At 39.0% G+C, this 22,031-nt stretch carries 16 protein-coding genes; 3 read left to right on the top strand and 13 right to left on the bottom strand.

Translation table 11 applies throughout. The annotated features are described in order from the left end of the window. Positions 1 to 2: 2 nt before the first annotated feature. The 13 genes from D6853_RS13145 to aepX all read right to left on the bottom strand — a co-directional run bounded on the left by D6853_RS13145 (position 3) and on the right by aepX (position 15,074). Positions 3 to 1,094 carry a glycosyltransferase family 4 protein gene (locus D6853_RS13145; RefSeq protein ID WP_120658472.1) on the bottom strand — a complete coding sequence of 364 codons (1,092 nt, stop codon included), beginning with the start codon at positions 1,092 to 1,094 and terminating at the stop codon, positions 3 to 5. 6 nt (positions 1,095 to 1,100) lie between these two features. Next, complete coding sequence (locus D6853_RS13140) at positions 1,101 to 2,651, bottom strand: lipopolysaccharide biosynthesis protein (RefSeq protein ID WP_120658471.1); 1,551 nt, start codon at positions 2,649 to 2,651, stop codon at positions 1,101 to 1,103. Positions 2,652 to 2,675: 24 nt separating this feature from the next. Beyond that, complete coding sequence (locus D6853_RS13135; protein WP_158588755.1) at positions 2,676 to 3,767, bottom strand: polysaccharide pyruvyl transferase family protein; 1,092 nt, start codon at positions 3,765 to 3,767, stop codon at positions 2,676 to 2,678. Positions 3,768 to 3,990: 223 nt separating this feature from the next. Next, on the bottom strand, positions 3,991 to 5,388 hold the full coding sequence (locus tag D6853_RS13130; protein WP_120658469.1) for a hypothetical protein: 1,398 nt from the start codon (positions 5,386 to 5,388) through the stop codon (positions 3,991 to 3,993). A gap of 6 nt (positions 5,389 to 5,394) precedes the next feature. Continuing rightward, on the bottom strand, positions 5,395 to 6,561 hold the full coding sequence (locus D6853_RS13125) for a glycosyltransferase (protein ID WP_243108358.1): 1,167 nt from the start codon (positions 6,559 to 6,561) through the stop codon (positions 5,395 to 5,397). Positions 6,562 to 6,576: 15 nt separating this feature from the next. Then, a complete protein-coding gene (locus tag D6853_RS13120) occupies positions 6,577 to 7,824 on the bottom strand; it encodes a glycosyltransferase family 4 protein (protein WP_120658467.1) in 1,248 nt (415 codons plus the stop codon). Between the two features lie 499 nt (positions 7,825 to 8,323). Next, positions 8,324 to 8,692, bottom strand: coding sequence for a hypothetical protein (locus D6853_RS13115; protein WP_120658466.1), 369 nt, complete (start codon positions 8,690 to 8,692; stop codon positions 8,324 to 8,326). Between the two features lie 209 nt (positions 8,693 to 8,901). Next, the gene (gene aepY / locus D6853_RS13110; protein WP_120658465.1) at positions 8,902 to 10,023 is read right to left on the bottom strand and encodes a phosphonopyruvate decarboxylase; all 1,122 of its coding nucleotides are present in this window, start codon (positions 10,021 to 10,023) and stop codon (positions 8,902 to 8,904) included. Between the two features lie 12 nt (positions 10,024 to 10,035). Beyond that, a complete protein-coding gene (locus D6853_RS13105; RefSeq protein WP_120658464.1) occupies positions 10,036 to 11,223 on the bottom strand; it encodes a saccharopine dehydrogenase NADP-binding domain-containing protein in 1,188 nt (395 codons plus the stop codon). Continuing rightward, a complete protein-coding gene (locus D6853_RS13100; protein ID WP_120658463.1) occupies positions 11,220 to 11,978 on the bottom strand; it encodes a DUF6564 domain-containing protein in 759 nt (252 codons plus the stop codon). Before D6853_RS13100 ends, D6853_RS13105 begins: the two co-directional genes overlap by 4 nt. Before the next feature lie 8 nt (positions 11,979 to 11,986). Then, positions 11,987 to 12,994: an NAD-dependent epimerase/dehydratase family protein gene (locus tag D6853_RS13095; RefSeq protein WP_120658462.1), complete on the bottom strand. Its 1,008-nt coding sequence runs from the start codon at positions 12,992 to 12,994 to the stop codon at positions 11,987 to 11,989. 15 nt (positions 12,995 to 13,009) lie between these two features. Then, a complete protein-coding gene (locus D6853_RS13090; protein WP_120658461.1) occupies positions 13,010 to 13,756 on the bottom strand; it encodes a metallophosphoesterase family protein in 747 nt (248 codons plus the stop codon). A 16-nt stretch (positions 13,757 to 13,772) separates the two neighbouring features. Further along, positions 13,773 to 15,074: a phosphoenolpyruvate mutase gene (aepX, locus tag D6853_RS13085; RefSeq protein WP_120658460.1), complete on the bottom strand. Its 1,302-nt coding sequence runs from the start codon at positions 15,072 to 15,074 to the stop codon at positions 13,773 to 13,775. 134 nt (positions 15,075 to 15,208) lie between these two features. Here aepX and yidC point away from each other — a divergent pair, with 134 nt between their 5' ends. From yidC to D6853_RS13070, 3 genes are read left to right on the top strand one after another with little or no spacing between them, the layout of a single operon-like run. Then, positions 15,209 to 17,974: a membrane protein insertase YidC gene (gene yidC, locus D6853_RS13080; protein WP_120658459.1), complete on the top strand. Its 2,766-nt coding sequence runs from the start codon at positions 15,209 to 15,211 to the stop codon at positions 17,972 to 17,974. Positions 17,975 to 17,988: 14 nt separating this feature from the next. After that, positions 17,989 to 19,224, top strand: coding sequence for a CDP-glycerol glycerophosphotransferase family protein (locus D6853_RS13075; protein WP_120658458.1), 1,236 nt, complete (start codon positions 17,989 to 17,991; stop codon positions 19,222 to 19,224). Between the two features lie 28 nt (positions 19,225 to 19,252). Continuing rightward, on the top strand, positions 19,253 to 22,021 hold the full coding sequence (locus D6853_RS13070; protein WP_120658457.1) for a membrane protein insertase YidC: 2,769 nt from the start codon (positions 19,253 to 19,255) through the stop codon (positions 22,019 to 22,021). Positions 22,022 to 22,031 lie beyond the last annotated feature (10 nt).

Below are 22,031 nucleotides of genomic sequence, written 5' to 3'. Positions count from 1 at the left end.
TATTATTTGTTCTCAATAATATCCAAAAATACTTCTCCACTTTTTCCCCATGAGTACTTATTTTTTACTAAATCATACCCATTATCCCGAATAATTCGTGCTTTATCCGGGTATTTAATAGCATACTCCACTGCCGAAACAAATTCCCCCTCATTATCTGCCGAAAGATAATGCACTCCATTCTCAGCATACTCAAAAGCAGCAAAATTTTTAGAAAAACCAATATTGAGCCTCCTATAAGCCCACGCTTCAAGCACCCTGTTTATTAGTCCACAATCTTTCTTTACTGTAGTAACTACAATGTCAACCTTGTCATAAAAATCATGTAAATCTTCTACTTCACCTATGTAATCAACGTTATCAAGGTGAGACAATTTTTCTTCAACCTCGACACTTGCTCCTCTTCCCGCAATTACAAATCGAATATCCGGAAACTCTTTGATTATTTGGGGGAAAATTGAATATAAAAATGGATATAAATTATTATTTAATGTTTCCTGAGAAAAGCCGGTTAATGTACCTAACGTAGGAATGTCGTTCTCATTTCTCACCAACTTATCGCTTACTTCATTAGGCAGATCTATACCATTAGGAACTACGAAAACATCACCCAAAATATCTCTATTAAAACGCTTTAATACATATTGCTTATCCACCGAAGAAACATAAACTATTTTATTGCAATTACGAAGGCAATACTTTTCCTTTAATTCATACAAAAAAAATTTCAATATATGTTCAATATATTCTTTTCCAATACTCTCATTTCTAATTACAGAATCCATATTTAGTGACATACTATCTACCAAAAAGCAAGTACAATCACAATTGCTGTTCTTATGTAACTGAAAATCTCTAAGCATCATATAACAAATATTCAGTGTGAAACCAACTATATTGTACTTTTCTTCTGATAATTTGCTATGTAACCGTTCGCTTATTCCTTTGCATGTATTATCCTTATGATAAGGAAGTTCAATTATCTCATCGACAATCATTCCATTCCTATTGAAATAATCAACATAATGATTGATTGGCATATACATTCCACCAGTCAATTTGTAATCCTTAGGAACCAAAAAAATAGCCTTCATCTTTTCTTACCTTCTAACAAAATTAATACTTCTAACCAAGCGTTTCTTTATATTTGCTATTAACCAACGGCATTCATCTGTTCTATATGTGAGCAAAATAAAAAGAATAATAGCGCAAACGCTTGATATAATAAAATATATGATCACATTTATCAGCAACGAAGATGTGTTTATCACCGAACATAACAGAAATGAAAGTGCCATACCCGAGCAATTAATAATGCAATATTTCAATACGTTTAAATAGAAAGATACTTTAGATTCCCCTATGAATAAATTATTGTAAATAACATGCGTCTCAATAGGAAAATAAATGCAACACATTATAATAATTGTTGGAATCAGTACCCCTACAACGCTATTAAGATAAATAATTAAAGATATGCTTCCAACTATATTTATCACACTACCAAGGTATGGTTTATACCAATCAGAAGTCCACAACCCTGCAGCATCTTTAAAAACTACTAGAACCGACCTAAACTGCCATGTATAGAAATAAATAATAATCACTATAAGAATACTAAGCGGATATAAATACTTCTTTCCAAGCCACAATTCTATAAATGGTTGATACATGCACAACAAGCAGGTTGATGCCCATCCCACAATCATCATCCATATATATATGGATCGCTTAAATAGATTAAACAATTCTTTTCTTTCGCTTGTAACTATTTTATTTCCCACACCTGCTACTATAGAAGATTTTATAATCTCGAGCATTTCTATTACAGAGTAGAAAATATAGTAATAATTACTATATATACCAAGTATTCCCGCTCCCAAGAAAGAGGAAATAATAATACTATCTGAAGAAATGATTACCTTCCCACCTAATTGATGCCCAAACAAAGCTGCAACTTTATTCTTAACCACTTCTCTTTCAGACTTGCTTATCATCCCTTCAGGTTTTATATCCGGGAAATCTTTTTTTGTTCTTGCAGAGATTAGTAAAGTAACAGGAATATTAGAAAACGCGAGAACCAAGGCAAATAAATAATAATTCTTAGTTGTCAATAAAAGCAAAATTTGCAATAAATATTGAGCAGCCTTAACCAAGCAGGTATATGTATTATCAATATCACGCCTCTGATAAGCATAAATGATTGATCTACGATAAGCAGGAGGAATGTACGCTGAAACAGAATTTACTAAGTAAATCAAATAGAGAATATATAAATTTAAGTCAGGCGGGCAGTCTTCTTTCACGAAATATTTAATGAAAGGTAATATTGCCACTCCAACAGTTAGCAAAAAGCCGCATAAGATATTGTAAACTCTTCTATAATATGCCAGCAAGTTATTAAGATGCGCTATATCGCCTTCTGCAATAGGGCGATACATACTATAGACTAACGCCGAACCAAATCCCAACTCAGCCAAGCTTAATACTGACAAAATAGAAGTAAACAGCGAACTAATTCCTGCATACTCCTTGCCTAATACCTTTACAATGATAGTTTGAATTAGAAATGACCCTATAACAGATACACTTTTTAAAAAAACACCACTTACTGTACCTTTTATAGCATTTCTTGTTCGATTAATTTCCATAATACCTCTATATCTCTATAAAATTCATAAATCCCCAAAAGCATTTCGAAGAAAATCTTTTGAAGTTTTTCTTAATTCTCCAAGTATTGTATTTACCTTCTCATAATCAATGGTTGTATCCAAATTTGGAGATAGATGATTTTCAAATTCTCTATCACTAATACCTAGCTCATTCATCAGCCCGGTGATTCTCTCATTAGTATTATTCTTTTTAGAATCCATTCTTACAAAGAATTGCTTATTCATGGCTATAGACAAAGCTATGCCATGAAATGAATCTGTCAGTACATACTCTGCATTACTAATAAACGAAACAAATTCCTCGGGGCCTATAGAATATTGCAATGAAGTACCTCTTCCAATATTCTCTAATAAACAACGTGCTAAATATGGAAGAATATATATTTTTAATCCTTTTTCTTTAGCAAATTTTCTAGCTTCTCGAGCAAAAGCCTTATCAGGTTTTAATTGGTAGACAAATACATATTGCTCTCTTTTTTCTCCCGTACTAAACGTCTCCCAATCCTTCTTTTCTAACAATAGCACTGGATCCAAAACCAATTTACTATCTATTCCATATCTTTCTTTTAAAAAGTTTTTCCCGGATTTTTCCCGAACAGAAATAGCTGAAAAATCTTCCAACAATGTACTGGTATCTGCACAAAATTCATCAAAAAAGCTTGTGTTTCCAAAACTAGCCGCATAAGCTATCTTTTTATAGTCCCCCATCACATCCAGCAAAAATACTGTATCTCCATCAGTATTTCTGGGATTCCATACTTGGTCGCTTCCAACTACTATAGCATCATAATTAGAGAAAACTTTCTTTACTGTTGTCGAATCACACAATTCACTAAACGATATTATATTTCTAAACTTCCTAAAGGCCTTCCTTCTCTGAGATTGAGATAAAACCTCAATATTTCTTTTTATGCAATGAATAAAATCAGACTCACGCAAACTGCAATAGTGATATTGCAACCAAATTGAATGATTATAATATCGAATAATATCGCATTCAAAAGATTGATAATCCAAATATTTTTGCAAAGCATATGCTTGACACATTGCCCCATAATTATCTGCATCAGAAAATGTTAATATACCAACTTTCATTCTTACACTCATACCTTATTTATTTAGACGTTCAACAATAGAAACGGGTTCTTCCATCAAATATAGATGCAGCGATTTCAATTCCCAATATATAATCTTATGTCTTGATTAAAAGCTGTCCAGACAAAATTCACCCACACTTTAAAAAGCCTTATATTCACATGGTTCATATATCTACATCCACGCCTCTGCAAAAAATGCGGAGTTTTTTGGTATCCCGCACTCATGATTGAGTTCTTACCGTTCCTGTTAAACTAACCTCCAACTCTCTTGAATCATCTTTACTAACTAAACCCATAAAATAGCATATAAATATTGGCAAAAACTTCTTCCAATTTGTAATATTACCATCAATCAAATGGCTAGTAACAAGCATCCATATCGAATATATACCACAATAAAGTCCAATCCCGTCAATGATATTTACGCCATGTCGCCTCTGCCTATCTACTCTCTTTTTTATTATTTCTCCCAACGCTGTAAAAAAAAGTCCTTCTACTATAGCTACTACCACAATTCCAGATAAACCTTCATAAAATGAAGAACCAATAAAAATAGGTAATGCGTTAGAATGTATAGCTTCAACCGGAAATCCCAAAATATAATTAGTATAGTATGCATTAGACGTAATATTATCTGAAAATAAAAACGTCTTAATGTAATCCATTAGTTTAAAGGGGGAATAGCTCCAAGTATCAGCCAACGCAATAGTTCCATCTAACAATCCAGTAAATCGTTGAATAAGAAAATTTATAGTCTCAAATTCACCTATCCTGACTAGATTAGTTATTCCTATTCCGACCAACAAAATAACTACCGTAAATAGTGCAATTCTAGTTGTTTTTTTTCTTTTTTTATATTCAATTTGAAAGATATCAAATTTATAAAAGCCAGTATAAATAACGACAATTAAAATAGTATCGAAAAAGGAACTTCTTTTTCCAATAGCTATAGTAGGTAACTGAGTTACAATCGCTATCAACATAACTCTGCCGTAGTAAATAAATCTTTCACTCTTTTTCACTGCTATATTTTTATATAATGCTAGAAATAAAAAATACATGCCAAGTGCTTGTATCAAATACAAAATAACTCCTGCGTACCTGATTGTCGGAACATGTCCGGGAATATTGATGCTAAAAGATTTTCTGATCACAAGCTCAAATAATGAAAAGGCACAAACTAAAGGGAACAAATGGCGAACACTGATCTTCTTGGGCAACTTAATATTCTTCCATGGCCCACGAAAAAATGGTTCCGTTAAAACAGAAATTATATAAAAAACAATATAAAAAACGGCTAAATACAAACAATACCTTCCAATTATAGCTTTTCTGTTTATATTTTCCATCACACTATGCGAAAGGCGTGTAGAAAAAGTATCAGGTGAAAATGATGCAACGACAATACTAAACGGTCCAACAAACCAAGCATACAAACTCACCAAAGCATAACTAAACAATCCCTTTATTTTTCCATAGTATGCACCAGCGCATATGATTGCCAATAGAAACAATGACACTAATGCATTGAACCATTGTAATGTTGCAAACAGCGAAATAGCAAAAAACATAGTTAAAATTATAAGTCCAAGTTCAACTTTCCAAATCAGCTTAATCATTTATAATTAATTCCTCATGTATAATTCCTTTAAATAGCTATCAATCGACCTTTTATAATCAAGATCAGCTACATCAACTGTTGGCATACTTATTTCAAAATTCTCTATAACCTTGTATACTTCATCCAAATTGCCGCGTTGAACTACATTTTCCCCGAACGCACTCTCGGAGCTTCCCCCAGTATCATATGTTAACACAGGTGTCCCACAGGCTATCGCCTCTAAATTTACTGTTGGATAGTTTTCGCAATATGAAAGATTTAAAAAAACATCTGCAGCTGAATATATACTTGCAAGTTCCTTTATACTGTTTGTTTTCTTGATTCCAATAATGGTGGATGGAAGTTTTTTTATCTGCTTCTGTGTAAGTCCAACCAAAACAATCTGATATTTTTCATTATCAAGCATTGAGGAAAGCCTATAAAAATCCGACAATCCTTTCATATCATCCCAAGCTGTAGCAACCCCTAATAATATTTTTTTATTTCCTAGTCCAAAACAAGCACGAAGATCACTCTCTAAAGGTCGGAAATGCTTAGTGTCGATACCGTTACTGATTGTTCGCACTGTGTACTCTGACAAAAAAGATTTCTTAACTAAGCCCGCAAGCCAATTGGACGGAGTCACAATCGTTAATCTAGGAATATTTCTAAACAATTGTTGTTTTTTGATCCAGTTTTTTGGACTATTATCAATAAAACTCGCCGGATAATAATTCATAATAGGGCAATCATGACATCCGTTTATCCATCTGTCACAATTAACGGTATCACAATATGCACTATGACCGGTGAAAGCCCAGCAATCATGTAGCGTCCATATTATCTTTTTGCCGCATGTTCTAAGGTAATTAAATAATTCCTCTAAGTTTATATAGTACCCATGCAAATTATGCAAGTGAATAACATCGGGATCATAACTCTTAATCCACTCTACAAATCTCTGTGTAGCTTTCCTACTCCCAAAACCACAACCATCAAATAACCTAGCCCTCAAACCATGCATCATAATATCTAAATCTGTTCCGATTCTAACTGCATAGTTTTGAAATTCTTGTGGGGCATTTTCTCGACCATATGCTATCTTGACCTCATGCCCCTGTTCTTCTAGTGCACGAGCAAGATCTGTACAAATTCTCCCCGTACTTCGTATTCCACAAACAACATTTATCATCAAGATTTTCATGTTTCACTGATTCTTTCTATGAAAAAACTGTTCAAATTTATCTAATAGCTCTTTTTTTGAAAAGTTTGATTCAAAATATAATCTGGATTTATACCCATACTCAGCTTTGAATGAAGCATTAAGCTCTTTTATTACCTTTGCAAGCTGATCAGCATTACCTATATCTACGCAAACACCACAATCAGCTTCTTTTATAACTCTTTCAGTCTCACCTTTAGCAGATGCAATTATCGGCATGCCACATGCCATGTAAGACTGGAGCTTGGCCGGAATAGTCCAAGTAAAAAGTTGCGTGTCCATAAATGAGATAAATGCTGCATCACACAGCCCCAAATAATCCGGAATAATCTCTGCTGGCTGTCTATCTATAAGAATAAACTTATCACTTACTTCAAGCTCATTTATCTCCGAAATAAGCTTGCTCTTATACCTTCCGTCACCAATAATCACAAATTTGATATCTGTGTCTTTTAATAATTTAGCTGTCGCAGGAAGCACATCTAGTCCCTGAGCATAGCCAATGTTACCGGTAAATGCGATTTTAAATGACGCAGTATCTTGTATAAGCTCTTTCGTGCCTTTGTCTGCATTTCCTGCAAGAGCACTTCTAGCCTCATCCATAGTGACCGGTTTGTAAAAATCTTCTGCATATTGAGGCCAATAATGAACTTTATCCCTTTGGACAGGTACTTTGCGATTAACTACTGCTTCAACGAAGCTGGGACTTGTTACAAATATCTCGTCACAGGCCTTGTATATCTTGTCCACCATCTTGTCTATGGGCTTTATAATAAGCGGATTATGTATTCCTGTTACAATCTCAACATTCTCAGGCCACAGGTCTTGCACGTACAAATAAAGCGGAACTTTATGCTTCTTGGCATATCTGACACCTATCTTGCACTGTGTCATAGGTGACGTTTCAAACATGAATACGTAATCAGCCTGTATTTTGGCAAAAATATTCCAAAAGAACCCGGAAATAGGGAATGAAAAGTAGTTTAGGACAAGTCCTATAGGAGTATGTCCTCTCGGGATCAGTGGTATCCTTATTATCTTAATACCATTCCATATTTCTCTTGTCTTCTTGAAGAATCCATAGCCTTTATAAAATTTGCCTTGTGGGTAGTTTGGAATGCCGGTCAATACTGTGACATCATAGCCTCTTCGTACCCATTCAGTACATATGTCATTAATCCTGAATTGCTCCGGATAGAAATACTGACATATTACAAGGATTTTCTTGCTCATATATTTTTCCCTGTGTAATATTATGTTATGGCTATTTTTGCCAAAAAATAGACCATAAAACAGCTATTTTATTATAACTTGAATACTATCAATGGGCAAGTATAGAAGAAAGAACTCCATTTCGTTTTAAACTTGACCATATCCTGTATCACATAGCAAAATTATACGCTGGAATAGTATCGAATGAATAAAACAATTGCACAAATCGACATATTGTCTGAATATGACAGTTTGTATGTTATTATTACTCTACGAATAACAAACGATCTTATGGATTAAAAATCGCCATCGGTGAAATCTATGGTTGTTTGCTCCGAGAAAAATACCTTTTCGGCGGAAAGTATTATTTAGTTGGTAAAGATGATCAAGGAAATATTGTTCAACTGGCAGATTTAACTTCGAAATTAAATCATTAGTATAGCAAAATACTGACGCTCACGTGAATATTGCAGAAAGGACTATTCCGGTCGAATAGTCCTTTCCAACATATTGTTATTTCCTATTTTTCTCTTATCTTATAAATAGAAAACAATTCTTCTGCGTTATACGTATAAAAAGCGTCATAATCAACGTCTAGATTACTCACCTTCTCAAGTTCTATATCGAACGACTCTTCAATATCACTAATATTATGATTATCAAATCTTCGTCCAATCAAGAAATAACCTCCTTCAACGGGCTCCTCTTCCCGATCTACGCTTTCCAGATCTATCATGCTTCTATCAAGAAACAACGTAACATCAGGTTCTTGCCACCAACCATAGCAATATAGCCTTGCATCAGGCGCAAGCTTATCTACCTCTGTAACGAACTCATCCATCAGCTTCTTTTCATAGTCATCTACGATCTCCTTATCAACATAGCTCATTCCACGCTTACACAGGCTTAATGGTGGAGCCACAAAAGCAATTTGGATGGAATGCTCTTGGAGACTTTAGATTATTCAAAAAGAATATGATATAAACAAATGGATGCAATGTTTGTTATCTTTAAACATTGCATCCATTTGTTTATATGCGTTCTATCAAAGAATTATTATCTTTTTTATATTATTATCTTCTCAAAATCTTTATTATTTTAGATGCCGGACAAATAATCCATAAAGTTATTCTTATTCTCAATAGCTGTTGTTGTAGGTCTTCCAAGATCCTCTCTTGCGCCAATCGAGCACTTCACTTCAATAAGGCTAAGTTCATTGGTAATCTTGGCTTTCTCAAGTTCCTTATCCAGTGCCTCAAATGAATCAACAGATACTGTATTAGGATAGCCACATGCCTTGGCAATTGCCACAACATCCATAGTCGCAGCTACTGTAGGCATTCCGCCCACAGTCTCATGTGCACCGTTATTGATGACCACATGGACCAAATTGGCGGGCTTATTGGCACCGATGACAGCCATAGCTCCCATGTGCATAAGAACCGCTCCGTCTCCGTCAATACACCAGATCTTCTGATCGGGCTTATTGATAGCCACACCCAGAGCGATTGAAGAACTGTGTCCCATGGATCCAACAGTAAGGAAATCATATTTATGGCTCTGATCATTGGCCACTCTGGTCTCGAAGAGCTCACGTGATGCCTTTCCTGTAGTGCTCACAATAGGATCTTCTCCGGATACCTTTACTATATGCTGAATTATCTCCTCGCGCTGCATTGTGTTGCTATTCTCGTACTTAACGGAAGGCGCATCTGTAAGTGATCCTTTACGAATGATGAAGGCTACGTCCTTACCCGCATCAAGAGTCTTCCTAAAGTTCTGCATAGCAACGGCAACTTCCTCATCGGTAGTTTCTTTGCCGATAATAAACGTCTCTATGCCCATATCCTCGAGGAGCTTAACTGTTACTTCTCCCTGATAGATATGCTGCGGCTCATCATGAATTCCCGGTTCTCCTCTCCATCCCACTATGAAGATCATAGGAATGGCATATACCTTGTCATTCAAAAGACTTGCTACGGGATTTATGATATTACCCTCACCACTGTTCTGCATGTATACTACGGGAACCTTCCCTGTAGCCAGATGATATCCTGCTGCCAAAGCTGTACAATTGCCTTCATTGGCAGCGATCACATGGTGATGAGGATCTATTCCGTATCTGTCCATAAGATAATTACAAAGGGCCTTAAGCTGTGAATCAGGTACTCCCGTGTAAAAATCCGCGCCTATTATATCTACTAACTTCTCTACTTTCATTTTATCGTCCTATCATCCTTTTTTCTCGGTTTGGGGCAAGATTATCTCATCGATGATCCACTGTGCAGTCTTTTCAATTTCCGCAAAAGGAACTTCCTTGGGAAGAGTCTTGCCAAATGCCTTCTGAGCCTTTTCTATAAGCGCATCAGTGTATATGAGCTTACCATCTGTAACGTCTTCCACACCGTCAAGAGCCATAGAAGCCCTATCAGCCTTATTCATCTCTTCAAAGCTAAATACCGACTCATCTATCCATGCATCAAGCGCTCCGTTCTTATAGCCTACAAGAACAGGATATCCACCGATATTACCGTCAAATCCGGGTGTGAATACCTTCTGATCCTCTCCGCTTCTGATTGCATCGATGATAGCTGTGATTATCTGATAATTACTTGAAGCATTCATCATATTTCTGGTCTGATCCACAGGCATGGATATGTGACAAGCCTTATAGATCTCAGCTACAGGAAGATTCTTCTCTTCTCCCTTGTAGTATACCTTAAGGGGAAGCTCAACTCCCTCTGTCTGGCCTTCCTTACTGATGCATACATCGTGGAAGTGACCTGCGGCAAACATCACATCTACATTCCAGAAGTCTTCAACGCCAAGCATATTTGCAACGGCGAACTTCATTCGAGGAACAAGGTGATTGAGATTGCCTGAACCAAAATCGGGATATGCCTTTCCTGCACTCTTAAGCCATGGAATAACAGCATCAGAATAAGATGTGTTAATGACAATAGCATTTGTATCAGCCTTATCACAGGCTTCCATCACATTCTTGGTAAAACGGATTGCCAGAGGACTCCAAATACCATATGCTCTGACATTGGCCCAGCTGATACTTCCGTATTTAAGTCCGGGATATGCACGGCTTGAGTTAACGATAAAATCAGGCTGATGCTTCTCAACGGCCTTTTGAATAGCAGCTATATCATTGAGATCAACTCCGCCCTCAACTTCGATGTGGCTCTTATTGACGCCACGGATAAGTCCGGCAACTCTTGTAATATTAACCTTGGTCTGCATCTTATCCGCATCACGTCCGACTACAACCACGTTGATAGCCGGATCGTTCTTGCTGATAAGATAATCAAGCAGGTAAGCACCTACACTTCCAAGTCCTATGATCATGACCTTAATGTCATTGTTTTTTACATGTTTCTCGACTACACTGAGTCTTTCCTGTAAGCTCTTCATTTCTCATTCTCCCAATATGAAACTATTTTTCTGTAATCATCCCGCGTATTGCAGTTGGTCCACCTATCCAGCGGAACAATTGCTGCTTCCACTCCCATGTCCAGATAATTCTGTATGATCCTAAGGTTGGTGTCGCCTTTTGCCTCGTCAATGAACTTGGTATTGGCTTTCTTAAGCTTATCCGTCTCCGTAAATTTCCAGGTCTGTCCTGAATTAAGGATACATGAAAACGGAGATTCTATTGTAAGCATTCCATGGTTGCTGTTGAAGGCGTAACGGTACCTGTCCGTATCATCCTTGTACAGTACCACCGCCTTGTTGGCATATATCGGTTCATACGTGTAAGTAAGAACACTCTTATCGGCTGACACAACTCTCTCAAAAGAAGTATTGTCTATATCAAGGTCTCCTTCAATAAAAAGCACTTCATCTGGTTCATACTTAAAGGTCTCTTCCAGTCCCAAATAAAGGCTATATCCGGAACCAAGATCCTCAAAGTGATCGTTCTTCACCATAGTGATCTTGCTCTGTAAGCCGCTCTCAAGCGTCTGCACATACTCTTGTAGGGATTCATATTTGTAGCCGCCTACAAGAACGATCTTATCGGCATAGGAGCATTTTAACAGCTGATGAAAAAGAAGTGTTTCCTTGCTGTCATTTTCATAATATATAGCTTTCAGCCTTTTGGATTCTTCAGGGATCCCCTCGTTGAACCTACTGGATATTCCTGCGTTTGTAATGATTGCTATCTTCATAGACCAATTCACCCTTTTACCTTAAGATAATTGGATATGCACTCCTCCAGACCTTTATCAAGGTCAACAACCGGCTTCCAATCAGTTCTTGTCTTGATCTTCTCTGTGCTAAGGAGTCTTCTCTCGGGATCTGACTCACGATAGCCCTCAAACTCTATCACAGGGTTGTCTATTCCCATCTTGGCTGCACATAACTTGGCAAGATCGATTATAGAGATCTCTTCATCGGTAGCCACATTGTATACAGTTCCGTCCAATGCTGAATCTGTAGATGCGAGTGCAAGTACAGCGCTGCAACTGTCATAATTGTTAAGGAAAGTTCTTCTGTTCTTTCTGCTGTTCTCCAGCAGTGTGACTTTGCCGTCCTTCTTAAAACTGTTGATGATAAACGGAATGATATGCTTGGGATAACGCTCATCCTTGGAATAAACATTGGCAAAACGAATGCTGCATCCCTTGATCTTGCCCTCATCCACCGCATCCTTCATGAAGAACTCGGTAAGGAGCTTACCTGTAGCGTAGGAAGTTCTCTGGCTATGCTCTGCAACAGCCATTGTCAGATAATCGCTCTCCTTGACTCCGCCGTTCTCATTCCAAGAGTTCATGGAATAAACTTCAGATGTTGAACAGTTAATATACTTCTGAGCCCCAACTCTAATTGCCTGCTGGAGGAAAGCATTCATTCCCTCAACATTGGTCTCAAATGTCTCGTAGACATGATAAAAATGCTCAGTATGAACAACAGCAGCGCAGTTGATATAGATAACCTCGTCATAGCTTGATGAAAGCGCCTTCACCCTGCTCTCGAAATCCTGCATCTGCTCTTTATTATTCAGATCATACTCAAAGAACTCAAATCTATCGTCATCAATATGGTCTGAAACCGTATCGATTGATGAAGCATAGAAATTATCAAATCCAAGGATATGATCGGTACTTCCTTCTACCAAAATCTGTCTTACCAGCTCATTGCCCGTCATACCGGTAACGCCGCTGATCGCATATAACTTACTCATTGTTTATTCCACCTTTCAAACGCCTCTTGTGAGTCTTTTCTTATAAAATACATCAATCTCATCAGGAAACAGAGACTGTTCATACTCTATATCATACTCCACTGCTCTTAGCTCCACCGTCCTTGAAGGAAGGCTAAGAATAGCATACTGAGCACATGGATTCTGATTCCTTGGTTGTCCCACGGATCCCGGATTAACAAAAGTCACTGCTTTCTTATTCCTAAGTTCCGGATCCTCTACCGGATAAAAATGTGTAAAGCAGTGTGAATAGTGGGAGTGGCCTCCAAAGACCATATCGTAGTCCACATATTCCCCACGAAGATTGTCAGGTCCTATTGCCTTCCAGTAATTATCCTCAAGAGATCCGTGAACAGCAAGGCACTTAAGGCCCTTTAATTCAAACTCCTGAATACCTGCTTTATTCATACAGTTATTGATATAGTCCACCGACTCTTCTGTCAGCTGCTGCGCGGTATATCTTGCCATAACACGGCCTCTGTCAGATGAAAGGCGCTCAAGGTCCTTATCAACAACCAGCTTCTCATGATTGCCCCAGATATTCACAAGGATCTTATCCTTCCATGCTCCCTTGGCAAGATCCATCAATTTCTGAACAATATCATTGGATCTCATACCGTAATCGATAAGGTCTCCAAGTAGGATCACTCCATTAAAATCAACATCGGAGCAATCTTCCAGCACCGAATCAAAGGCGCTTACATTTCCATGAATATCCGATAAAACTAAATATTTCTCTTCCAACAGTTATCTATCCTCTTTAAATCTCATCAATAAGTGTAATTATCTGCTTAATGGACATAAGCCTGTCATCGACTTCCTTGGCTCTGTGATATTTCAAGATATCCTTGGCCGTCTGCTGCATAGCAGGGAAAGCCGATCTTGTGAGCTGATTGGCATATATAACGATATTAACGCCGTGCTCAGCAAGCTCATCCTCAGTAATGACGTTAAAGGAACTCGGAACCACAACTATAGGAGTAGTCTTGTCCTTGCTTCTGAATTTATCGCAGAACTCCACTATCTCAGCAGGGTCCTTCTTGCGGCTGTGGATCATAATACCGTCAGCACCTGCCTCCACAAAGGCAAATGCTCTCTCAAGAGCATCATCCATTCCCTTCTCGAGAATAAGGCTCTCTATTCTGGCAATGATCATGAAGTCATCTGTAAGCTGTGCCTTCTTGCCGGCTGCTATCTTGGCGCTCATCTCTTCAATGGTCGCCTGGGTCTGCTCAACCTCTGTTCCGAAGAGGCTGTTCTTCTTAAGTCCCTTTTTATCTTCAATGATTACTGCAGATACTCCAAGACGCTCAAGGGATCTGACTGTATATACGAAGTGCTCGGTAAGTCCGCCTGTATCTCCGTCAAAGATAATGGGCTTAGTTGTAACCTCCGTGATATCTTCTATGGTACGGAAACGTGAAGTCATATCTACAAGCTCAATATCAGGCTTACCCTTGGCAGTAGAATCGCACAGACTGGAGATCCACATAGCGTCAAACTGGTCAAGCTTGCCGTTGTCTCCCTCAATGACTGTCTTCTCCACGATAAGGCCCGTAAGACCTGAGTGAGCCTCCATAACCTTGACAACAGGAGTCATCTCTATGAGCTGACGAAGACGCTTTCTGCGATACTCAGGCATTGATAGACGCTCCTTGAGCTGAAGATCGATCTTACTAACCTCTTCATTGTATGTATAGGGCACATCTACAATCTGTCCGCCATAGGCAGATACAAGCTTATCAACATGACTGCGGATAGCCGCTTCAACGCCCTGGGTCCAGTTATCACCGTGGATTATATAATCGGGATGAAGCTGCTCAATAACATCATCATAGAGCATGTCATTCTGAAGTATTACAGAATCCACGCCTTCTATACTCTTATAAAGTTCGATCCTATCCTTCTCAGGAACAGTAGGAAAACGGTTATAGCGAATAGACGCCTTGTCACTAAGGCATCCTACGATAACTTTACCGTATTTCTGCGCTTCCTTAATAATATTCAAATGTCCGGCATGAATAACATCCGTGCTAAAACAAGTATATGCTGTCTTACTCATATCAATTTCCTCACATTTAGTAATTAAGTGAAAACACCTACAATATTATACATTGAATAAATTCCTTTTTCTAGTTGTTTTAATTGTGGTATATTACTATTGTTCTATATTTAGAAAAAAAATGGAGACAAGCTATGACAATATTACAGATTCTGCATACAATTGTATTGGGGCCGTTAGAGCTCCTTTTTGATGTTGTATATGCCATCGCAAATGGGATCACCAATAACCCGGGCTTATCCCTTATTTTTTTGAGCCTTACTATCAACTTGCTGGTACTCCCCCTCTATCGCAGGGCTGACGCCATGCAGGAAGAAGAAAGAGATCAGTCACTGAGGCTCAAGCCCGGCGTTGATCATATTAGGAAGGTCTTCAAAGGCGATGAGCGCTTCATGATGCTGCAGACCTTCTACAGGCAGAATGACTACAAGCCCTACTATGCACTTAAGGGCTCATTGTCACTTCTACTTGAGATTCCGTTCTTTATTGCAGCATACCACTATCTTTCTAACTTAAATCTTTTAAACGGAGCTTCCTTCGGACCTATTGCAAATCTTGGAGCTCCTGACAATCTGATAAAGCTGGGCGGTATCAGTTTACATCTACTGCCCATACTTATGACTGCCATAAATATTGTCTCCGGTATCATATACACCAAGGGGATGCCTCTTAAGAGCAAGATACAGCTCTACGGAATGGCTCTCATTTTCCTTGTACTATTATATGAATCACCGGCAGGATTAGTATTCTACTGGACATTGAACAACCTGTTCTCACTGGTTAAGAACATCTTCTACAAGATACCTAATCCCAAGAAGGTAATAAAGATCATATGCTCTATTACGGGAATAGCTGTTCTCATTGCCGGATTCATGTACTACACAGGCTTCAGAAGAAAAGCGCTTTCTCTTATCGTAGCATTAGTATTACAGCTCCCTCTCCTTAAAAAGTACTTCAAAAAAGGAACCGAAGAAGCAGAAAGTACTAAAACTGTTAATCTCGGTAATACAGGAGTTATTTTCTACGTATGTTGCCTGCTTATGACTGTACTTGTGGGCGTGCTCATTCCTTCCGCGATCATCAGCACATCCACTGCGGAATTCGTTGAGATGTCCAATCTCCAGTCACCCCTTAGGTACGTACTTCACACAGCTCTTATGGCAATCGGAACCTTTATGGTATGGTTTGTGGTTTTCTATAAACTGTCATCCGACAAAGCCAAGAAAGCATTTAGCCTCGGTTCTGCGATCTTAACCTTCTGCTCAATCGTGGAATACATGTTTTTCGGTAAGGGATACGGCAATATTTCATCCTTACTCAAGTATGATGATCCTCTCGAAATATCCTCCAAGGATTATCTTGTAAACTTATTGATCCTCTGCTTAGTAGCAAGTGCTGTATATCTTATATGGAAAAAGGGAAAAGAAGAGCTTGTTAAAGCTATATGTATAATAGGCTGCATTGCAATCTCAGTAATGTCACTTATTAATGTATTCAAGATCAGAGGTGACGTTGCAGATCTAAAAGTCATCGCCGAACAGCGAAAGCAGGACGCTCCTCAGTTCACCTTAAGTAAAACCGGTCAAAATGTTGTCGTTCTGATGATGGACAGAGCTCTTGGTGCATTGGTTCCTTATTTAATGGAGGAAAAACCGGAGCTCAAGAAACAGTTTGCAGGATTTACATACTATCCCAACACTTTTTCTTTTGGTCTGAACACCAATGCAGGTGCTCCTCCGCTTTTTGGAGGCTATGAATATACGCCCTATGAAATGAACGAAAGGGCCGACGAATCACTTAAAGACAAAAATAATGAAGCTCTTAAAGTTATGCCTGTTCTCTTTATGAATGAGGGCTACAAAGTTACTGTATGCGATCCTCCCTATGCCAACTATCAGTGGACTCCGGATCTAAGCATTTTTGACGAGTATCCGGAAATCAATGCATATATTACCCACGGAGCTTTTAACGAGGATCAAACAGCTCATATCGCGCAGAAAGATAAGACCATCAACAGAAATCTGTTCTGTTATTCTCTTTTCAGGATATGCCCGGTATTCCTCCATAAAGAGGTCTATAACGACGGCGTTTACAACTATGCAGACCATTCATACACTTCTGAAGATGATGATGAATGGATAATGGGACATACATCCAATGATTTATATACATGTACCGGTGTAAATCCTGATTTTGTCTCTTCATTCAATACTTTGAAGAACTTATCAACCATGACTAATTTTACCGATTCCGATGAAAACACTTATTTGTCTCTTATGAACACTGTGCCGCATGACATCACAATGCTTCAGGAGCCGGAATTCGAACCCCGGAATCATATTGACAATACAGCCTATGAAGAGGCTCATGCCGTAAGAACTGCTCCCGGAAAAATAGATCTAGAGTTTACATATATAGACTCAATTGAACATTATCAGTGCAATATGGCAGGCATGATACAGCTTGGAAAGTGGTTTGATTATCTGCGAGAGAACGGTGTGTGGGACAATACCCGAATAATCATTGTCGCCGATCACGGAAGAGCCGTCGGACTTGGTTATTTAATATGCGAAGGTACAACAGGTAATATAGATCCCATGAATGCCAATCCGCTCTTGATGATAAAGGATTTTGGAAGCAAAGACTTTACTGTAGATGACACATTCATGACCAATGCAGATGTTCCTACGGAAGCATTTAAAGACCTCATTGATAATCCTGTAAATCCATTTACCGGAGTTCCAATAAACGAGGACGCGAAAAAAGATGATGTACTTTACGGTATGTCCACAGAATGGTCTATAGAAAAGAACAATGGTAACACCTTTAGCGATCCGATACGCTATTCAATAAAGAATCACAATATCTTTGATGCAGATAATTGGTCATTCGAAGAATGAGAGGATAAATATATATGAACATGATGCTGTTAATGTACATTGATCCGGGAACCGGAAGTATGCTTTTTACCATATTGATCGGTCTCCTGGGCGCAGGATATTATTTCCTTAGAGATACTTTTATGAAGATAAAGTTCTCTTTTTCCGGAGGAAATGTGAAAAGCCAGGATGAAGACCACGTACCTTTTGCTATATTTACAGACAGCAAGAGATATCAGACCATCTTTAAACCTATATGCGATGAAATGGATAAGCGCGGACAATCACTGATATACCTCACCGCAGAGAAGGATGATCCCCTTCTTAATGAGGAATATAAGACTGTAAAAACAGAGTTTATTGGAGAAGGCAACAAGGCCTTTGCCAAGATGAACATGTTGAAGGCAGATGTTGTACTGTCAACAACACCGGGACTTGATGTCTACCAGTGGAAGAGATCAAGAGACGTCAAGTGGTATGCCCACATTCTTCATGCTGCAGGTGATATATCAATGTATCGTATGTTCGGCGTGGATTACTATGATGCTCTGCTCCTTAGCGGTGATTTTCAGACAGAGCAGATCCGTGAGCTTGAATCCCTGCGTAATCTTCCCGAAAAGGAAGTTAAGCTTGTTGGTCTTCCTCACATGGATTACCTCAGACAGAAGCTCTTGGACGCAGGTCCTGCGTCGGAGCATGAAACCACAGTGCTTCTTGCTCCTTCATGGGGTGCCAACTCTATATTGAGCAAATACGGCAAGACTATGATCGATGCGCTTGTAGCTACAGGCTATAAGATCATTATCAGACCCCATCCCCAGTCTTTCGTTTCAGAGAAAGAAGTATTGGATCCGCTTTTAAAAGCATATCCTGACTCAGACAAGCTCGTATGGGACAGAAACTCCGATAACTTCGATTCACTGAACCAATCCGATATCCTGATATCTGATTTCTCCGGTGTAATCTTTGATTACTCACTTGTATTCGACAAACCTGTTATATATACCGAGGCCAAGTTTGACAACGGAATATATGATTCATGGTGGCTCAAGAAAAAGGAATGGACTTTTGAAGTTCTCGACAGGATCGGTGTAGAGCTTACCGACAGTAATATAGAGAATATAAAAGAAACAATAGATCACTGTCTTACAGACAATCGTTTCAAAGAAGGAAGAAATCAGGCAAGGTCTGAGTGCTGGGCCAATATAGGCAATTCAGTAAACAGCACAGTTGATTATCTCATTGAGAAGCGCACCGCTTTGACAGAATGATTGCCTTTGATTTCTATTAGAACAAGCTATGACAATACTACAGATTCTACATACAATTGTATTAGGGCCGCTTGAGCTGCTTTTTGATGTAGTTTATGCGATCGCGAATGGAATTACCGGAAATCCGGGACTATCCCTTATCTTCCTTAGCCTTACTATCAACTTGCTGGTACTCCCCCTCTATCGCAGGGCTGACGCCATGCAGGAAGAAGAAAGAGATCAGTCGCTGAGGCTCAAGCCCGGCGTTGATCATATCAGGAAGGTCTTCAAGGGTGATGAGCGCTTCATGATGCTGCAGACCTTCTACAGACAGAATGACTATAAGCCCTACTATGCACTTAAGGGCTCATTGTCACTTCTACTTGAGATTCCGTTCTTTATAGCAGCATATCACTATCTTTCCAATTTAAATCTTTTAAACGGAGCATCATTTGGACCTATTGCAGATCTTGGAGTTCCTGACAATCTGATAAAGCTGGGCGGTATCAGTTTACATCTGCTGCCCATACTTATGACTGCCATAAACATTGTCTCCGGTATCATATACACCAAGGGGATGCCTCTTAAGAGCAAGATACAGCTCTACGGAATGGCTCTTATTTTCCTTGTACTACTGTATGAATCACCGGCAGGATTAGTATTCTACTGGACATTGAACAACCTGTTCTCACTGGTTAAGAACATTTTCTACAAGATACCTAATCCCAAGAAGGTAATAAAGATCATATGCTCTATTGCGGGAATAGCAGTACTGATAGCCGGATTTGTATTCTTTACCGGCCTTAGAAGGAAAGCACTTTCTCTGATCGTAGCCTTAATATTGCAGCTTCCTCTCCTTAATAAGTACATAAAGAGAGGTAAGGATAATAAATCTAAGCAAAAAGAACTCATAAATGCCGACACAGCAAAAGTGATCTTCTATGCTTGCTGTCTCCTTATGACAGTGCTTATCGGTGTACTAATCCCTTCTGCCATCATCAGCACATCTACGGCAGAATTTGTTGAAATGTCCGACCTGCACTCTCCTCTTCGGTACGTGCTTCGAACAGCTCTTATGGCAATAGGAACCTTTATGGTATGGTGCATTGTTTTCTATAAGCTATCATCCGATAAAGGCAAGAAAGCTTTCAGCCTGGGCTCCGTGATCGCAGTATTCTGTGCGGTTATTGAATATATGTTTTTCGGAAAGGGATACGGCAATATATCTTCAACACTCAGATATGACCTTCCCATTGAGATCTCAGCCAAGGAATATATATTTAATCTGCTGATACTTGGCTTAGTAGCAGGTATCGTATACCTGGTATGGAAAAAGGGTAAGGGCGAGCTACTTAAGGCCGTAGGAATAATCGGCTGCATTGCCATCACGGTTATGTCAGTCGTTAATGTGGTGAAGATAAATAGCGAAGTATCAGAACTTAAAGTTATTGCAGAGCAAAGTAAACAGGAAGCTCCTCAATTCACTTTAAGTACTACCGGTCAGAATGTTGTGGTTATTATGATGGACAGGGCAATTGGTGCATTGGTTCCTTATTTGATGGAGGAAAAGCCTGAGCTCAAGCAGCAGTTCGCCGGATTTACCTTCTATCCCAACGCTTTCTCATTCGGACTCACAACCAATGCGGGTGCTCCTCCGATCTTTGGTGGTTATGAATACATGCCCAGTGAAATGGATGCAAGGTCCAATGAATCTCTCAAAGACAAGCACAACGAAGCTCTCAAGGTGATGCCTGTTCTCTTTATGAATGAAGGATTTAAGGTTACTGTTTGCGATCCACCTTATGCCAACTATCAGTGGACTCCCGATCTTAGTATTTTTGATGAATACAAGGATATCAATGCTTATCTCACAAGCGGAGCCTACGATGACAACGAGGCAGACAGGATTGTGCAGAAGGAACATTCTCTTAACAGAAACCTTTTCTGTTATTCCCTTTTTAGGGTCTGTCCCGTGTTCCTTCATAAGGAAGTCTACAATGAAGGAATCTACAACTACGCAGACTATCGCTCCCGCTATAATGATGATCAGTGGGTATTTGGTTATACTCCCTCCGGCAACTACACCAGCACCGGAGTAAACGATGATTTCCTTACGGAATACAGCGCTCTTGAGAACTTACCTTTTATGACTCAGGTCACTGATACCAATGAGAATACTTACTTGTCATTGGTAAACGGCGCCACACATGATGTTACCATGCTTCAGGAGCCGGAATTTGAGCCAAAGAACGAAGTTGATAATACCGAATATGAAAAAGAGCACGCCGTAAGAACAGCTCCCGGTATGAAGGACCTACAGCTCACGACCGTAGAACAGTTTGAGCACTATCAGTCCAACATGGCAGGTCTTATACAGCTCGGAAAATGGTTTGATTACTTAAAAGAAAACGGAGTGTGGGACAACACCAGAATAATAATAACCGCAGATCACGGAAGATGTATCGGACTTGACCTTTTAACAGGTGATGGTATTTCATCGGATGAACTCGATCCCATGAGTGCCAATCCGCTCTTTATGATTAAAGATTTCGGTAGCACAGAATTTACTATATCCGATGAGTTTATGACCTGTGCTGACGTTCCTACAGAAGCCTTTAAGGGGCTCATAGATAATCCGGTCAATCCATTCACCGGAGTCCCTATAAATGAGGACAGAAAGAACGATGATGTCCTATATGGTGTTTACTGCGAAGCATCCATAGAAAAGAACAACGGCAACACCTTCAGTGATGCTAAACAATACACACTAAAGAATCAGAATATTTTTGATACGGACAACTGGACATACTCAAATTGATAATAGTCAC

The sequence above is a fragment of the Butyrivibrio sp. X503 genome, from assembly GCF_003625475.1.
GTDB lineage: Bacteria > Bacillota > Clostridia > Lachnospirales > Lachnospiraceae > Butyrivibrio.
The sequence above is the reverse complement of the archived record's forward strand: the minus strand, read 5'-3'. Positions and strand labels throughout refer to the sequence as shown.

Coding starts and splice junctions, on each gene's coding strand:
- D6853_RS13145 (WP_120658472.1), bottom strand. CDS start 1,094: ATGAAGGCTATTTTTTTGGTTCCTAAGGATTACAAATTGACTGGTGGA.
- D6853_RS13105 (WP_120658464.1), bottom strand. CDS start 11,223: ATGAAGAGCTTACAGGAAAGACTCAGTGTAGTCGAGAAACATGTAAAA.
- D6853_RS13125 (WP_243108358.1), bottom strand. CDS start 6,561: ATGATAAATGTTGTTTGTGGAATACGAAGTACGGGGAGAATTTGTACA.
- D6853_RS13120 (WP_120658467.1), bottom strand. CDS start 7,824: ATGAGCAAGAAAATCCTTGTAATATGTCAGTATTTCTATCCGGAGCAA.
- D6853_RS13135 (WP_158588755.1), bottom strand. CDS start 3,767: ATGAAAGTTGGTATATTAACATTTTCTGATGCAGATAATTATGGGGCA.
- D6853_RS13100 (WP_120658463.1), bottom strand. CDS start 11,978: ATGAAGATAGCAATCATTACAAACGCAGGAATATCCAGTAGGTTCAAC.
- D6853_RS13095 (WP_120658462.1), bottom strand. CDS start 12,994: ATGAGTAAGTTATATGCGATCAGCGGCGTTACCGGTATGACGGGCAAT.
- aepY (WP_120658465.1), bottom strand. CDS start 10,023: ATGAAAGTAGAGAAGTTAGTAGATATAATAGGCGCGGATTTTTACACG.
- yidC (WP_120658459.1), top strand. CDS start 15,209: ATGACAATATTACAGATTCTGCATACAATTGTATTGGGGCCGTTAGAG.
- D6853_RS13130 (WP_120658469.1), bottom strand. CDS start 5,388: ATGATTAAGCTGATTTGGAAAGTTGAACTTGGACTTATAATTTTAACT.
- D6853_RS13140 (WP_120658471.1), bottom strand. CDS start 2,651: ATGGAAATTAATCGAACAAGAAATGCTATAAAAGGTACAGTAAGTGGT.
- D6853_RS13075 (WP_120658458.1), top strand. CDS start 17,989: ATGAACATGATGCTGTTAATGTACATTGATCCGGGAACCGGAAGTATG.
- aepX (WP_120658460.1), bottom strand. CDS start 15,074: ATGAGTAAGACAGCATATACTTGTTTTAGCACGGATGTTATTCATGCC.
- D6853_RS13070 (WP_120658457.1), top strand. CDS start 19,253: ATGACAATACTACAGATTCTACATACAATTGTATTAGGGCCGCTTGAG.
- D6853_RS13115 (WP_120658466.1), bottom strand. CDS start 8,692: ATGAGCTATGTTGATAAGGAGATCGTAGATGACTATGAAAAGAAGCTG.